We start from the raw sequence: 17496 nt of genomic DNA on the forward strand, positions 1-17496 counted from the left end.
CAACTATATTTTTTGCGCACAATAATGATGGAAGCAGGGACGTTTTCCATTTAAATATTCCCGGGAATAATCGTCTGAATGAGCATAAATCTCCCTCAGTATCCGAATGAAAATAGGTTGTATCATACTTTTGATACAACCTATTTTATGATCTGATTCACATGCTACCTATCTACATCTGCGTGATATATTGAATACCCAGGTTTAAAGATCTTAGCCTTACCAGTGGCAGCGGCTGTTGTGTAAGGTTAGAAAAAATGGTGAGGTCGAACCATAGGGCTGCATTGGTGCTGACCGGATTGTGGGTATTATACCACAGCCCGATACTACCGGCCCATTCTGCGATCATATCTGCCAGTTTTTTATCACCCGTAGAAGCATCCGGATTTACCTGGATACTTTGCATTGGCTGCATGATCACCGGCAGGGCCACATTTCCTGTACCTGTATTGAGTTGATAGATGTACTGGCAACTCATCAGGAAGCTGACGGTATCCTGAGAATTCTCTTCCAGCAATGCATCAAACAGGTTAGTAAGCTGAGTCGTGAGCGATGCATAATTATGATTTCCGGATGGAGCATTGATCGTAGATATATCTACCGGCGTATCGCTGTCAGTAGTAGGATGGTAAGGATTTGAAAACTCTACCGTTCCTGTTGTATATATGAATGGTTCACTGCTCGGCTTACCAGGTACCAGCTCTGCATTTCGTCTAATGAATGCTATAGTAGCGGAATCCTGCCGGGCAAGGATATTCATTGCCGGAATGATCACCGTTCTGTCCTGTATCACTTGTCCTTCTGCAGCAGGCAACACTGCCCCGTCTTTCGTATAGTAATAACAGAAATCTCCGGTGCATGCCTGTGTATAAGAGTGGCGTTCGTATCCTTTGATGTCCACAAGTGGCTGACCTATACCATCCGGAGGTAAGCCATACACAGATACAATAAGCGCCTGCACTTCATTTACCGTAGCTGATCCTTCCTGTATATAGAAGTTATACGGCAGTACTACCGTACTTGTAATCCTGTTGCTGCCGGAAGGCATTGCCAGCATATTGCCCTGAGCCGCAGTGACCACATGGGATACCAGTGCCGTATAGGAAGTAAGCGCAGTTGAAACGGTATCCAGCAGGGGATCTCCAATAGCTGTGCCAGCGGTGACCTGCGTCAGTTGTGATTCCAGCACGGCATATACCGACGGCGATACTGTAACAAACTCTGCCAGTTGCGGGAAGGCGTCCTCGATTCCCATCAGCATCCTGGCACTGTTATCCATTACGTTAAAGTTAATCGTGAAGTCCAGCTGGTCCTGCGGATAATGGATCGGTAAAGAATATTCAATGTTATAGTTCCAGTTCAGCAACTGGCTGATATCTGCAACGTCAGGAGGTATGGCAGATTCTCCCGACTGATTTACCATGGAAGGAGCAGTTGGGAACTCACGTAATACCATTGGGACCTTCATTTTACCAAGATTGCCGCTGAGGGGACTGTCATTAATTGACAACGGTGTAACGAAGCTCAGCCATGTTGATGCTTCATAGCCGTCAATGTTAGGCAGTGTACTGATTTGATGTTCAATTGAACTACCGGCAAAGCTGAGGTCCAGATCTACATAAGGTAATAATTCTTTATTGCTGCCTCTCACGACCTGCGGCGATGAAATCAGGAATGGAAGTGTAACTGTTTGGCTTGTTTCCAGTGACAGCTTAGGAGAAGTAAATGTAATGGAGTCACTGTTATTACCTTCATTGATCTCTTTCAACACCACCTTTGTAAACGGTGGCATAATCATATTCCCGGTCATGTCTGTAAAGTCCGCGTTTATCGTTACCTGTGTGCTATCGGCAATTGCCTGTCCATTCAGTTTGAGGATAATCCGCCGGGTGTCGTCAGCATCTATACCGGCACTGACTACATTCAGTCCGTCACTTACTGTAAAGTTGCTGCTCATGCCGGCCGAAGCTTCATTAGGTGGATTTGTGAAGACCAGGTATATAATAGTATTATCTGTGGCATTAACCATCGTATCTTCAAATTTGAAGTTGCGATTTATACTGCCGTACAGACGAGGGGCAATATCAGTTGCTATATCAGCGCTTACCGTAGCATGAAACTGGATTGCAGCCTGGGTTGTATAAGCATTGCCCAATTTCTCCAGCAGGAGCTGTTTAAAGCTCTCTTTTACAGCGTCCGCATTAGCGGTTTCATCTTTGAACACCGGTATCATCCACTCTTTCACAATATCAGCCAGCGCTTTTTTACCGGCCAGGAGGTCCTGCAGATAAGTCGTCTGTTTTTTGTTGTCCACCAGCTGTATCGCAGCTGTAAACTCTGGCGACAGTATATTATCTATGCTGCTGAAAAACTGATTTCCCCACTGGTCCATATCGATACCGGTAAAATCGACATAGACAGATGGTGTATTGAAATCTATACCTGTTTTTTCAGAATAGTAATAGATGGGCACCTGCCGTCTTGATTCCAGCTTATTGGATATAGGACGTGGTGCAAACATATCAGGATCAGCCGGATCGTTGATAGTATATGCTATCGGTGTAAGGGCATTTTTATTTAGTCCCAGTCGTACCGCCCATGTTTCTTTATCGTTACCTGCATTTTCCCTGTCGGTACCGGTTGCAATGCGTAATTCATATTTACCGGGTTGCAGCAGGGCTTCTTCAAAGAGGGCCGCAAAAGTATTAAGGCTGTGGGTGTTGCCGCCAGATGTATCGGAGAGTGGAGATACTTCCGTTACAGCCTGCAGTATGCCACCTGTGGTTTCAAGATCACCTGACGCCGCATTTTTTGTGCGCTTTACAGTGAAGCTGAGATCAAGACGGAATATCTGCGCGGCGTTCAGGTTTGCAGGGTCAATTGCAAATGTCAGCAGATGAGCAGCATCTGGCGCAGGTACATCTGTAAGCCCTTTTGATCTGTTTTCAAGGAACAGATAGATGGATGTGATCCAGTTTTCCACAAGGGCCGAAATCTGTTCTGTGCTGAGCGTATAACCTTGTTGCAGCAGCGTGGTGTCTACCGCATATGCAATGCCGTTAGGATCCGTTAACTGGTACCATAACTGCTTGTATACGGACAGGTCCTTTTTAGCCTGCTCAATGACGGTAGATGTGGCTTCTGCAGGAATTTCCGGATAGCTAAACTGTGCAATGCCGGTATATGTCTCTGTCTGGTCTGTATTACTGATGTTGTTGATACTTAAAGTTACCAGCAGGTTCTCCGGAACATTATCCACCTGTATCGTCACTGTTTGATTATCTGAGGCGAGTGTTATGTTTTGGATACTGATACCCTGGTCCAGGCTATAGTTTGCATGATCTATAGCAGATATTTCATCCAGCGGTTCTGTAAACCATGCAGTGATGCTTGTTTTACCCGCGGCTTTGGCCCACATGAGTCCCTGGTAATAGCTATCACCAAATGAGAGGTTTAATTGTAATTGCGGGTCTTGTTTTACATCTGTATTCACTTCCCATGATGCGGCGATGGAAGGCCATTGATTTAGTCCAATGAGCGCATCAGTATAACCAGTGAGTACCGGAGGCATATTAAGCCGGCTGTTACCGGATGGCTGGCTTAGCGTAGTAATAATCCGGTTGCCATATAGGTCCTGCCATGCATAATCTATCTGCAGCAGTCCTCCAAGTCCATGGTATGGGCTATCTGTCTGATCCGGCATATTAGCCGCTGTTAGTACAACATTTTTGGCAAAGCGTGTATATGGTATAGATTGCGTATAGCTCCAATTGTCACCTTCTGCCAATGTTTTAGGATAACTCATCTTGTCATTCGTATCCTGGTCTTCCGTTTCTCCGGATGGTGTGGCAGGAAGCCCCAGGTTACTTGCACTAAAATAATTGTTATCAGCCACCTGGTAAGAGAGCATGTTGTAGGTGTTCAGCAGGAATAGCCTGCCATAATCAGGATTGGAAGGATCATCAGGTATTGCTCCGGGCACAGGGCGTTCTGCGGCAATGCCTGCTACTCCCGGTGCTACAGCAGAAGTACGTATATCCGGTCCTCCACTAATGATTATCTGCTGATTATCGGCAAATATGCCAGCTACCTGTTGGTTTTTGCCACCCAGGGCTGCGAGATCTTCTCCATAGTAGGAAGCAATGCTTTCAAATGTATTGCCCCCGTTGCTTGTTCCTACAGTTACTGTAATTTCCGGCAAGTAGAGTGCTGTGTACACCGGTAATACATCCGGCCAGGTTGTCTGTAACGGATTGGCTGCTTTAATGGCATCCGGTGTGGTACCGAAGTAAGCCGCAATCGTATCCAGGTTGCCTCCTGGTGCGTTCCCCTCCGGTCTTACTTCATATACACCTTCATCTATCAGCAGTTGCTTGCCAGCCCTTAATGTGAGACCATCATTGTCAGTAACTACATCCGCTACATTGCCATAATATTTGTATGCCAGGTCAGATAATGTCTGTGCACTATCCGACGGCAGACTATACTGATATGGATCAGCTTCTGCAAACAATACCGCATGTGTTGTATCGATCGCTTCGCCGGTAGCCAGCACATTCATGTAGTTGGTTACATTATTGCGTAAAGCACTATCATCAGATGCCGTATATAATACCAGCAGGGAAATGACAGCTTCATTTTTATCGTTAAATATTCTGTCCGGCAGGCCGCTGCTACTGCCGGAATTGTAATAATAAAGGTAATAACCTCCTCCTCTCGTGATACTTGCCTGCCAGAGCAAACGGATAAAGTCAGTTGTTTCATTAAGCAATACCATTGCCTCCTGTTGTTCAGCTGTCAGGTAGAACAGGGCAGAAAGACTGTCCGGACGCGTTTCTGTAGACAGGTTTACCTGTGCAATGCCCATTGTGAGGCTATTGAGTGCGTCTGTTTGGATACCTTCGGTTGTAGTGCCATTTGAATCTACGCCGTAAGCAACTGTGAGTGTAGCGATCAGGGATTTGTTATCTCCGATCCCGCTTACCATTTTTTCCAGCACTTCCACATTGCTGCCGTCAGCTCCCATGATCTCGTAAGTAGTGAGCGTGTTCGGGCTGTCAGTAACTACCGGAACTTTTTTAATTGTAAATGAAACCAAAGATCCATACCCATAATAGGTAACAGGTGTATTGACCATTGTGCGGCTGGCTTCATCATATCGGCCTATTTGCATTTTAACCCTTGGGTTCACTGCGCGGGTCTGCGGGTCGGGTAGTTGCAACAGGGTGTCTGGTAACTGCCACAGACTTAGCGCTGGTACGCCCCCGGCATCTCCGCCGTAAGGCATTGTAAAGGCTGAGGCACTGTTCCAATTGATTTCTGATGTGAATGGATAAGTGGCCTCTTTTGTAATAAAGGTATCCTGCGCCCCCAGTAACGAAAGAGATACATCAAGAATGTTAGCAGTAGCATATCCTTTTACAGCACTGATCTGCCGGGCATCAAAGGAACCAGGTGTCAGTGGTAATATCAGTTGGGACGGATTGCTACCGGCAAATATCAGCCAGCTTAGCGCCAATGTGCCGGATAACTGGATGTTGAAATTTTCAGTTCCGAGGTTGGGTATCTGGAATTGCTGTCCTGTTAATGCGTATAAGCCGGCATACGCAGGTAGTGTCAGCACACCTCCGTTATCTGTAACCCACATGCCTTTATATTCCGGTGTGATCCCTTCTGTTGGAAGTCGAAGTCCTGCCATATAATAACGGGACGTCATACCGGATAAGTGCTGCAGGCCGTTTGTTGCCTGTATTTCATTGATCAGTTCCCCTGTCTGGAATTGCTGCAGGTTCGCAATGTTTATATAATCTCCTGTACTCTTATCAAAGAGGTCAGATACAGTGCCATTTTCTGCAGGTGCTGCAAGTTGTTGCTGTGTGATATTGTATTGGGATGCGATTTTATTCAGGGTGTCACCGCTTGCAGTAGTGTTATTGAAAGAAGGAAGGGCAATGGTGGCAACGGGCAGCAATAACCCGGCAAGACCGGTAATATTGCCGTTATTTATAAGGTCGCCCACTGATACGCCTATAGCCTGTGATACATCATTGAGTGATTGTCCTGCCAGCGTTTTATAAGGATCTTTACCTGGATAACTGATAGTAATGCCTGGGGATAGCGTATTGGCTGTATTCTGGTTGGCAGTGGCCAGTTCTTTGCCTGTAAACCCATTGTAAAATATTGATTGCGCTGCAATACTATCGAATGTATCAGATGCTTGTACAATATATGTACTGCCTGTTATACGCAGATGTTTTCCAGCGTTCAGACCGGCTGAGACATTGTCTGTAAACAAAGCCTCAATGGTGTACAGGTCTGTTCCCGCTTTATCATTTACCCAGTTGACAATGTCATTTATAGTCTGGTTGTCCTGCAGGTAATATTTAAAGTCTTTAAGAGACTCTCTTGCTGACTGTAACATCTGCCGGCATATCAGCAGGAAGTAATCGCTATAGATGAAGCTGGCCATGGACTGGCCGTCTGCATCGTCCATCTTAAGCGTTTGCAGGTTACCGGTTTGTTCATCTTTTTCCACCTGTACTGCCAGCTCATTAAAGTATCTCCGCAGGTATTCTGTATATGCAGAAGATGTACTGTTATACCCTGCAAAGTCGTATGAAATACCTTTATAGTCGGTACCATAATCCGGCAGTGTAAGCAGCATTTCCGGTGGAACGGGGAAATAAGTGGCATCCGTTTCTCCGGACGAAGGTGCGTTTACTGTGACCGTAAACTGGTTGGTCATAAATGCATTCACATCCTCAACCGTTATCGGTGTTGGGTTCGCAGTATCGCTCAGGTAATCCAGCAGTGCTGCAAGTTGCAGATCGGTTACAATTGTGGCGTCTACTTCCGCACTTGTCATTGGTCCGGATTGTATTGCTGCAATAGCCCATCTGAATACCTGTTTGCCTAACAGTTCAAAAGAGGTATCAATACCTGCACCGTACGCTTTCTGTTTTCCGTTCTCCTTATCATCCTGCGGTGGTGGTACAGATTCGAGAAAGAGCATTGCAATGTAACATGCCATTTGCTGAGACACATCTGCTGCATTATCTCCTGCCATCGTAAGGCCCAGTCCTGCGTATGCCGTAAGTTGAACCGGCGTTGCTGCCTTCCCGAGATTAGACCATACCGGGCTGGTAACAGCACGCATAGCCATCAGTTCTTTCTGATCATAGTAAAATCTCCTGCGTCTTCTTTGCAGTACAGGCATACCGGCCGTAAGCAACTGTACCTGCTCTGTAGTGGTCCATGGTGGCGTACCGCCAATAGCTTTTATAGTGATTCCTTCCTGTATTCTTGCAGAGAAGCTAAAGCTGATCTTTATTTTGAAAAGCCCCAGATTGATGGTGATACGGAGTGATACACTTACAGATGCGGTAATGGACAGTTCTATTGGTTCGTAAGGCGCAAAGGTCATCTGCACCAGCAATCTGATATCTATATTTACATCTGCTTTTACAATGGCGAAATCTACTGTACCATACAGCTTGCCAATGATACCCACTGTACCCCGGAACCAGAAGTAATAAGATGTTTCCAGTTGTGTATTGTTACCGCTGCCATCACTTAACAGATAAGGGTTCCATTTTGCAAGTATACCTTCGAGTATGGCTACTGCTGTAAGACTGAATCCGGCTTTGAGTATACCTACATCAAAAGAGTAGCCGAAGCCAAACTGCACACCGAAACCGAATACGAGCACAGGGTTGAATGTGCCATTGGTGGCGGCAGGCACCCTGTTGGTAGTAGCGCTGGACAACTTACCAAAATAAACGCCTGCAGATCCCATTACGGGGATGGGAATACCTACAGGTGTCCAGATAAGGGTCTGAAAGGTAAAGGAACGGGAAAAATCTTCTTTCCAAGGAAAACCAATATCTACCTGGAAGTCGCCATTGGTAAATACGGCAATACCAAATACGGGCAGTGTTATGTTAAACTGGCCCATATTGATCTTGCGCATAACATCAGGCAATACGATCTCTGCCTGGTATACACCCACACTGTCGCTGATCTTTTTATACATGATCTGGAAGTCCAGCCCTTTGAATATTTTGGCAGGCTCTCCTTCCAGTGCAATACGTAATGCATAGAGGTAAGGATCGTTAAATACGATCTGCATTGTGATGAAATACTGTGCGGCAGCGGCTGTTGTAGCGGCCAATGCCACCGCATTGGATTTATCGCCTCCCAGTTGCAGCAGGCCAAAGTCCATGCCCGTAAGCCAGGAGCTATTAGCATCAAAATGTATGGGTGGGATTTTTCCCGGTTTGGTTTCCGGCAGGGTAGACATACAGGCAATGGCTGCCTGTACATTATCAGCTGTTTTAAAACAATCCAGTGTTACATGCTGTCCTAATGCCAGCATCCGAAGGTCCAGATATTTGCTGCCCTGTCCGGGAGGCGCCGGTGTAGTTTCGGGTTTGGCCGCATTCCAGGATGGTATTTCGCCCCATGCTGCAGTTACATCCAGCGTAACGATTACGCCGTTGTTATCAGGATTTGGATCTTTGCTGTTATAGGAAACACTGATGCCATTGATGGTAACGAAGCCCAGGTTGATAGGCCCTATACCAACATTAAAGCTCACTTTATTATCAGTAAAATCGTAAACCAGTGAAAGGTTATTGAGTGGTATGCTATTCAGTACATTCCAAGGTGAGGCCAGTCCGAAGCTGGTGCCGGTAGCCCAGGATACCATTATTTCCACCAGGCTTCCGATCGTAGTAGTTTCTTTGAATTTCAGTGTGGCGATCTGGTGTATTTTCCCATCTATGTTCTTTTCTTCCACTTCGCCCGTAAGTATACCCCAGGTAATACCATACGCCTTGTAATCGGGATTGAAATTGTAGAAAGCGGTAATGTTGATCTTGTTCCAGATGATATCTGCGGAGATAGCACCATAATAACCGGCGGTTGCACTTTTATCTTTCTTTCCATACCCTATTTGCGCGGTCCCTGCAACTGTAAGATCAATAAAGTCGATATGCCATGGCGCGGCTGTTTTTGCGCCGAATTCCCAGTAGGAGGAGACTGTATTGATAGTGAATGAAAGTCCGTCGATGCCGTAATTATATTCTTCTGACGGCGCCCAGCTGTTACCGATGTAATAGGTAAGCATATCCCCGATTTTCACAACACCGGATGTTTGCTTGCTGGCAAATGTCCAGCCTTTACCAGTGGCATACATACCACTCAGTTCCATTACGATCTTTGCGGAGTTGGGCAATACGGTTATCTGGCCACCGATAAATACGGTGTTGATGGAATTATTGCTATTGACATTAAAGCTGAGATTATCAATACTGAATATCCCGGCTACAACGAGTGGTTTGTCGGCTTCCAGTATAGCGTCTATCTGGTAATATTTCTGACTGGGAATATAATTGTAATTAAACTCTGTAACAGCGGTGGAAAGGTCAAGCTCTCCGCCAAATAATGCCAGCAGATCACTCAGCTGAATAGTGCCGTCTGTAAGCCCCCCGTAAAGTGTAAAATCAGGATAACCGCCCACCATCGTAATGGTGCCATTACCAATAGTAAATGACCCTGTAACCAGGAAATTGGTAGTGCGGTTGCTGACGTCAGCCACGTTATAAACACTTATATCTACGGTAGGCGTAATCGCGAACAGTGGATTCTGCGAAATGGTCCATGGGCTGTTCGTTGTCATTTCAAACGACATGTAATCGAAACTGAGGGAAGATGAGTTATACATCAGTTGTACTTCCTTCAGGCCGAAACCTGCCAGTTGACTAAGCGGAGCAGGGAGCACCTGAACAAGGTTAATACCTCCCGCGGCCTGGAAGATGGAAGCAATGCCTGGATAGTTACCGTCAAACGCCGCAGAGAGCAGCCAGGTACTTTCTCCTACTGGATATTCGATCTGAATGCCAACGCTTGTGCCATAACTTTCTATTGTACCAAGTATGCCTCCCTGTACGGGGAAACCGCCTTCATTTACTTTCATCGTAAAGCCCGGCTTCCGGAATAATATCCAGGGGATATTTTCTATCGTCCATACCTGGTCTGCAGTTGCCGTAACCTCCGTTATTACCGGCCCGGACTCGGCTGTATACACCAGGTCTATACCCATTTTTACATCGAGAAATGACAGGGTTGTAGCCCCTGAAACAGTCACTTTGATAATGTTGCCATCTGCGTCTTTTTCAGCAATGATATTTTCTTCAGGCACTTCAATGGAAAATGCATTGCCGGTCACTTTTGCAAAGAAATCGCTGAAGTAAGTTTTCGGCAGGGCGCTCAGCAGGCTGATACTACCGTCCGACCAGGCTGCAATAAGTTGATCATACACCTCCTGTAGCGTCAATGGTCCAGGTTCTCCGCCATTGACGTCCAGTCCTGTTATATATAAATCCCCATTATCTCCTAATGTTGAAGAATGCGCCCTGGTCCGGTTATATGGCTGTACTTTAATTGATCCGGAGGAATCAATGGAAATACCGGAATGCTCTGCATACAGACTCTCTTCGCTAACTCCCAATAGGAGGGCATCTACTGCCACCAGACCTATCATAAGTTTGTCGTGTATATCTTTCTGGTAATAGTTGCCCAGTGTAGCAAAATATTGATTGAGTATATGTGCCGGGTTGACCGCGCGGAGTGTTGCCGTTGTTATAATTGCCAGCGTATCCAGGTAAACTTTGGGATTACTTGGTGCTTTCTTTTTCAGGAATGCATCAAAGGAAAGATCTCTCAGGGAAGTTACCCATGTTTTGCAGTATTGCGCAATATCAGAATAGTTGCTGGCTGCAAGACTGGATGGATAATTGGTAGCATCATTGGTACCTTTCTTGGGTACCTGCATAAACGGCCTCCCCAGGCTGATCACCATACTGGATGTTCCCTGGCCTTCGAATAGACCCGGCAGCGTGGAATTACCATAGAAGTAATTATATACATCCTGTGGCACAGAACCAATAGAGATGACAAAGAGCTGCTTATTACCTGCACCATCCAGCGCAGCAGTTATCTCAGCAGATATATCAACATAAGCAACGCCGTCATAGTCCTTCAGCAATACAAGCTTGTAAGCATTGTCTATAGCCGGCGTAACATACTCAGTAAGTTTATTGATTAATGCATCCAGGTTGGACGGTGAATATGCCGCAAAAAGATCGTTATCAATATAAGTTGCAGATATTACATTTTTCAGATTGGTAAGCGCTTTAATACCGTTGTTGATATCATCCTTAATAGCATCCAGGTACTGGAAAATATTGGAATCAGGTCTTGCAGGATCGCTGAAATGGAGGATGACCAATGGCTTATTTAATGATTGTATGATATCCAGCGCTGACAATACAAGATTAAGACTTATCTCACCAGCGTCTTCTTTGAACTGGTGCAGACCATAAGCAGGCAAAAGACTCATTGCCGAAGGATCGTCGTAATAGGCATCGTATACGGCTTTTACATTTTTAGTGCGCGTGGCCAGATCATGGTTAAAAACCTGTGAGGTATACCATGTCCAGATGTGTTCCGATACACTGCCAACGGAATCCTGTGTAAATTTATAAGCAAGACTGTTAAACTGTATGGATTCTTTGGAAAGATTGAATTTATCCAGGCTGCCGGTTGTTTGTACCGCACTTGTTACATTATTCTTATTGAGCATTTCCCAGAGATAGGGTTCCAGGCGCAGGAAATAATCGACTTTCAATTTTTCTGCAAAATTATCGGTCATCAGATCTGCTCCTCCGGTAAAACCGTACCTGATTTGCGGCGGCTCAACGGTAACGGGAAATGGTTTAAAAGTAATTTTGGTACAGCTACTATAACTTATTGTTGTGGTATCAATATTCAACGGGTTCAGATCAGGTAGTAAGATGGCAAGTTTCTGGGCAGTCTCAGCACCTCCGGCATAGTATACCACAATGTTACCTGTGTAAGTTGTGGTGTTAATAATGCGCTTCATAATATTGACCGTTGTAGCCTGGTGCCCGTAATTGAGCGAGCCATCCACATAAAAGCGCAGTTCTTCTTCTGCCCTGATATAGCCGAGCATTTCTTCAATTGAAATGCCGGTATACTTGTCACGTATCTCTGTAGCCTGTGAAAAGAGGGCTACTAAATCCTGGAATAAGCTCATCGTATGAGTGATTAGATGGTTGAATATTTTTGCTGTATATCCTATCGTTATACTATTGCCGATGCAGTTTCTTTTTTATACATGGCATACCAGCCGAGACCACTTGCATTGCCGCCGGAATCGGGGTTGCCGAACAGGTAGAACAGTGTAGAACCATTTGGCGGTACTTTCAGCATTCCCAGAAATTGTAATGCAACTTCTGTAAACATAAGGAGGAAGGAAGTCTGGGTGGTATCATAAGTAAGCCGTATCTGACCAATTGATAATTTCATTACGTTCTGCAGACTAATCAGTTTAGCTCCGCCACCGGTACCTGGTAATGAGATCCCTATGGCTGCCTTATATGTGCTGTCGCCCTGGCTGTTGGGTGACCAGGCTACCATCAGGTAGGAATCCAGACTTACTTTACCGGCAAGCTCACCCGGTGTTCCCATATTCAGTTTAAAACGGAGGCCGTACCAGTTGCCGGTACTCACATCTGATAAGGAGATATCCGGTATTACAGGCAGGTAACCTTTGTCGGATAAAGTGGTGAGCGGTTCTGAAATGACCAGGCCCTGAAGGTCCAATGCAAAGTTTAGAAAAATACCGGTATCTCTTGATGTACTGTGGCTGGTATCAAAGCTGATCTGTGAGGCATCCATTGCCATAGTTTTTGATGGCGGATCGGATTCCGGAAAAGTCATTGATATACCAAGATTATTGAACTTGAGCCCCTGGTTAGCGGCATCCTCATCAGGCTCATTACCAAAAGAAAAAATATCAAATACCGGTGCTGTTTGTTTATCACCGATAAGATAATAATCAATAAAGCCGCTCATGGCAAACCAGGACAATACATTTCCGTCTTTATCGGTATTGAGCGTACTGAGTAGTACGTTTGAGATCTGTATTTTATGAATGATATTATTATCAAAATAGAAGGTGTTATCACCCTGGCTGGAAAGGTTGTATAAGGTTTGGTTGTCTGTAATCTGCAGGCTTCCTTTCAGTAATACATTGTGATATACATTGTCAGGCACACTCATGCCAGTTACAGGCATTTTAAGCAACTCTGTGATTGTAAGCTGGGCAAGACTTTCAAAGCTCGTTACTGATGTGTTTTCAAAAAGTACTTTCAGCGTTAGCAATCTGAAATCGTAGGTGGTAGCAGTAACCGGTGCAATAGCCAAATCTGAGCCGTCATCGATAAAATCCGGGTCTACATAATAAATCAGACCGGATATAGCACTGGGTTTATCCAGCGCGGCATTCGCGCCGTTTTTCTTTACCGGGCTTATTTCTACTGCGAGGTGATGTGCATTAAACGCATTGATATCTGTAACGCCAGCCATAATACCAGCGAGATTATCAGGTAGATCGCTGATGTCCATACGTAAAAACAGGATACCAGTCCAGTTTTCGTCTTTCGCGATGGTATTGAACTTTGTAAAGTACTTATTATCGCCCTGCGCCACGGCATGTTTAAAATAATTTTGCAGCCATTGCGAGAGTATTACCAGCTGATCCTCATCAGGAGGTGTAATGATACCGTCCTCGCTCGTATTGGCCGGGGCGGCAAAAGTATCTTTTTGCGTCCATTTTGAGGGGTTGGCCACCAGGCTGTTGGTTATATCTGCCGGATCATAAAGTTTCCCTTTTTTGGCTTTAATAAGCATCACATTCCGGTAATCATTGTATTTATTCTGCTTTCCGATATTAGCAGTCATTTCCCAGCTACCGATGCTCATCTTGTTTAAAAACGCAGGTTGTCCCGGTGTAGTACCATTGAACTGGCCAAGGTAATCTGCATTGGCAACAACCAGCATAAGATCACCTGTTTGCATTGCTTCTACCAGTTGCTCCTTCGGATTTACGAATTTCAGGGAATATGCGGTATCGTTATCAGTATTTTGCCCAAGCAGTATCTCGTTCCACTGCATCTGCTCTCCGGAAGTAGTAAGTGTTACAAGCAATCCGGATGGTGTAGTGGATGTTTGTGGCGTTTCACTTTGCAGGGTCCTGGAGGCAGACAGTAAAGATTTTGACGTAGAGAGTTTTCCTACATTTGTTCTCCTTGTAGGGCTTACCACCTGGTTCTCGAAGGTTTCGATCTGTTCCCTGGAGAACGAATTAATGCCATCTCCGGCTGTGACTCCATTATAAGGCACCAGAGGGAAAGTGACTATATCGTCCGCCTCATATTTAAACCCGGGCGTATTATGCCCGAACAGATCTGTGTATTGTGGGCTAATGAGTTCTTCGCTGCCGAACAGTGGCGACCCTTTGGGTTGTGCAACGTAGTAAATAGTATTGCCCTCACCGGCAATGAATGTCGTCCATGCAGAGGAATAGGTTTTGTCGAGCAGTGGCGTTTTAGGGTCCTGCGGTGTTTTTACCGGCGAAGCTACTTCAAATGGGAATTTAGGTGCGTATGAAGGTTGAGCAGAAAGGAACCGGAACCTGTCTCCATTTGTAGCACCTGTTTTCGGCGTAATGCTGAAAAATTCTGTACCCTGCAGACCAGCTATCAGGTATTGCGGACTTCCTGTAGCAGATGGTATCTCTATTGTAAAGTCTCCTTCGGGAGTAACTAAAAATCTTTGTGTGTTTGACGAAATATATTCTCCACTGGCAAATACCAGCCTTGCGGGCAAAGTGTTTGCACCCGAAACTTCGGGTAGCAGGTTAACTGCGGCTCCGAATACTGTTCTGAAAAAAGAGGCCAGTACTGTGCTGTTCCCATCGGTATTGATGCCGGTAAAATTAAACCAGGTACGCCTGCTGCTATAACTGCCGCTGATGGTGCAGGTACCGTTGTTGCATGGGTCGTAGGCTGTATTAAATACATCCGTGGGATCAATACTTGTAGCGAATCCGATAAAGTCAGTAGCGCCTTTTGTTGTATCGGCTAATGGCAGCCATTCAGAGAGTGCCGTACGGTTAATTGCCTGTATCGGACATAACAACTGGAAGCCCCATTGAAAGTTATTATATAATGATTGTCTTTGTATACCAATGGAAAACTGTATAGTGCCCCTGAGCGGCCCGCTGAATGCGATCGTGCCGATAGCCGGCGGGTTTGTCTGCGGGGCGGATGGACCAGAGAAACCGATGGTATAATTATATTGTGAACCGTCGAGAGAGAGGGTGGTGTCATCTTTCCATGTAAGTGCCATCCCGTTGGCCACAGTGAGTGAGAGGCTTGTGGTAAGGGGGGCCTGTAAACCACTGTTGACCGCTGTACCATCGCTGTTTATACCCATGAGCGGTGCTGTGCTACGGTTAATATTGTTACTGTCCTGCAGCCATATAAAAGCGCGGCCTGCACCGGAACCGCTCAATATGTTGTATATGCTGTAAACAAATGCGGTGGCGCTTGCAATACTGTTAATAACAGGTGGTACTGCTGTGAATGCAAAGCTGCCTGAATAAGTAGTACTTGACAGCGCTTCTTTCAACTCTATTGTATCAACTCCGGGAGTAATACCCATCGGTATTACAAATGCAATAAAACCTACATCGCCTGCATTGGTTTCTGCGATATATAACTGATCGATAAATTGTTTATGGAAGAAAGCCATGACGCTGAGATTTCATGTGATGACAAAGAAATAATTCATGCAGGTACGTACATAACAATACCGCCCTGCCAGAGATGCACGGTACAGATATATTACAGATACAGGTTCGTTAACAGTAACCTGGAAAACTAAGGCCATTGCCCGTATTGCCTGGGAAGCAGGGGCAATGGCTTTAGTAATACATTAATTTGTAAAGCTTGCAGAACATGCTAATGCACGTTGTGTGCTGCTGCCGGCCGTATTGTAGCCGCTCATGAAAATTGCTATGGTGTAAGTAGTACCTCTTCCGATATTTACATTATTAAATGCAGCTCTGCCGGATGAGCTATCAGGTGAAATCGGAATTGCCGACAAGGGACTGGTGCTGAAGAAAGATGGATTTGCACCTTTCCATATTGCAGCCCAGGCGCCGTTGGTTTGTGGCAAAATACCATCTGGTAATTCAAACTGGAAAGATACAGAGGTGGTGCCAACATTGATTCCGGAAATAGAAGGCGTAAAGATGGTGCCCAGATCTTCGCCGGAAGATGCTGCTGGAATATATGCGGTAGAGCATATATTGCCATATTTCTGTATGTTGCCGGTAGCTGTAAGAGTGGGGCCTACAGCATAGCCAATGATGTAGCTGTTGTTGTTGACATTAAGACCGGTAAAAGCCGCAGATCCGGATGGAGTGTTAGTCGGTATCGGAAATGTTTTTAGTGGCTCTGTATTCCATGGAATTGAGTCATAATTCTGCCAGATGGCAAGGAAATTGCCGTAAGTGTTAGGTTGGTTACCAGGCATCGTGTTATACTCTACATCAATCTCTTCTGCAGATACATTAGCGATGTTAAGTGTTGTGGTCAAAGGGTTAGCAGCTGTGAAGGCTACAAGCACTTTTTGTGCTTCAAGATTTTGTGTTTCCATTGTTGTATGTTTTTTGTGATTAAAAGAACAAAGTTTATCTTATACTCCCGTGACAGGTACAGATGTGTTGAAGTTGAGTATAGCTGCGGCCGTAGTACGTTCTGTACCCATAAAATAAATGAGCGTATAGTTTGAATTAATACCCAGTTGTACGTTATTCATGCCTACTGTACCTTCACTCGCATTGCTGCTGATTGTTACGCTTGCTACAGGTGTATCAGTACTATAAGGAGAAGCATACCCTTTCCAAAGACCTATCCAGTTGTTGTATTGCTGCGGCATGTATCCTCCCAGTGTCTGATAATGTATGGAAAGCGAAGTGGTACCAAGGTAATTCAGGCTGATACTTACCTGTGTGGGTGCTGCAAGTAACCCCCCGGCAGATATAATGCTGCTGCAGCAGATATTGGTAATATCAGGTCCTACTCCATAACCTACTATATAAGCGTTTCTTGTGATCGTAAGTCCATTAATAACCACAGTACCCTGCTGCGAGTTTTGTTCTATCTGTACTTGTGAAAGGGGAGGGACTGTCCATGGTATCATGGATGCTTCCCATATAGCAACAAAATTTTTGTAGGTTGCAGGCTGATTCCCTGGCAGACCTGCATAATTTACAGTTACAGTGTCAGCATCAAAATAAGGTATAGATACAGTACAGGTTTCAAGACTGGTCGTGTTCAACTCGACCATCAGTCTTTGAGCAACAGGAACGGATACGGTAGCTTGTTCAATATGTCCCGATTCCAGGGACACTTCATCGTTTTTCATGATTATGTTATTATTCTTTGAACAACATAGGGGAGCTGAACTATACAACCTGTGGCTGCTAATTCGCTTTATTATTATAAGGTGATTATTATTGTTGTTGTGCCTTCTTTATTATACTTTTTGTATCGGGAGAAT

Annotated in this window: 4 protein-coding genes; all 4 read right to left on the reverse strand. The window is 45.2% G+C overall.

Annotated features, from left to right (window positions below; translation table 11 throughout):
- Window positions 1–172: 172 nt before the first annotated feature.
- The 4 genes from GO495_RS05670 to GO495_RS05685 all read right to left on the reverse strand — a co-directional run bounded on the left by GO495_RS05670 (window position 173) and on the right by GO495_RS05685 (window position 17361).
- Window positions 173–12118: an Ig-like domain-containing domain gene (locus GO495_RS05670; protein WP_157298695.1), complete on the reverse strand. Its 11946-nt coding sequence runs from the start codon at window positions 12116–12118 to the stop codon at window positions 173–175.
- A 47-nt stretch (window positions 12119–12165) separates the two neighbouring features.
- Window positions 12166–15681: a hypothetical protein gene (locus tag GO495_RS05675; RefSeq protein ID WP_157298696.1), complete on the reverse strand. Its 3516-nt coding sequence runs from the start codon at window positions 15679–15681 to the stop codon at window positions 12166–12168.
- 183 nt (window positions 15682–15864) lie between these two features.
- Window positions 15865–16590: a hypothetical protein gene (locus GO495_RS05680; protein WP_157298697.1), complete on the reverse strand. Its 726-nt coding sequence runs from the start codon at window positions 16588–16590 to the stop codon at window positions 15865–15867.
- Between the two features lie 39 nt (window positions 16591–16629).
- A complete protein-coding gene (locus GO495_RS05685; protein ID WP_157298698.1) occupies window positions 16630–17361 on the reverse strand; it encodes a hypothetical protein in 732 nt (243 codons plus the stop codon).
- Window positions 17362–17496: the final 135 nt, after the last annotated feature.

This window comes from Chitinophaga oryziterrae, assembly GCF_009758125.1.
GTDB lineage: Bacteria > Bacteroidota > Bacteroidia > Chitinophagales > Chitinophagaceae > Chitinophaga > Chitinophaga oryziterrae.

What these genes read in the sequence shown, in the direction of transcription:
- GO495_RS05670 (WP_157298695.1), bottom strand. Translation starts at nt 12,118, where the DNA reads ATGAGCTTATTCCAGGATTTAGTAGCCCTCTTTTCACAGGCTACAGAG.
- GO495_RS05675 (WP_157298696.1), bottom strand. Translation starts at nt 15,681, where the DNA reads ATGGCTTTCTTCCATAAACAATTTATCGATCAGTTATATATCGCAGAA.
- GO495_RS05680 (WP_157298697.1), bottom strand. Translation starts at nt 16,590, where the DNA reads ATGGAAACACAAAATCTTGAAGCACAAAAAGTGCTTGTAGCCTTCACA.
- GO495_RS05685 (WP_157298698.1), bottom strand. Translation starts at nt 17,361, where the DNA reads ATGAAAAACGATGAAGTGTCCCTGGAATCGGGACATATTGAACAAGCT.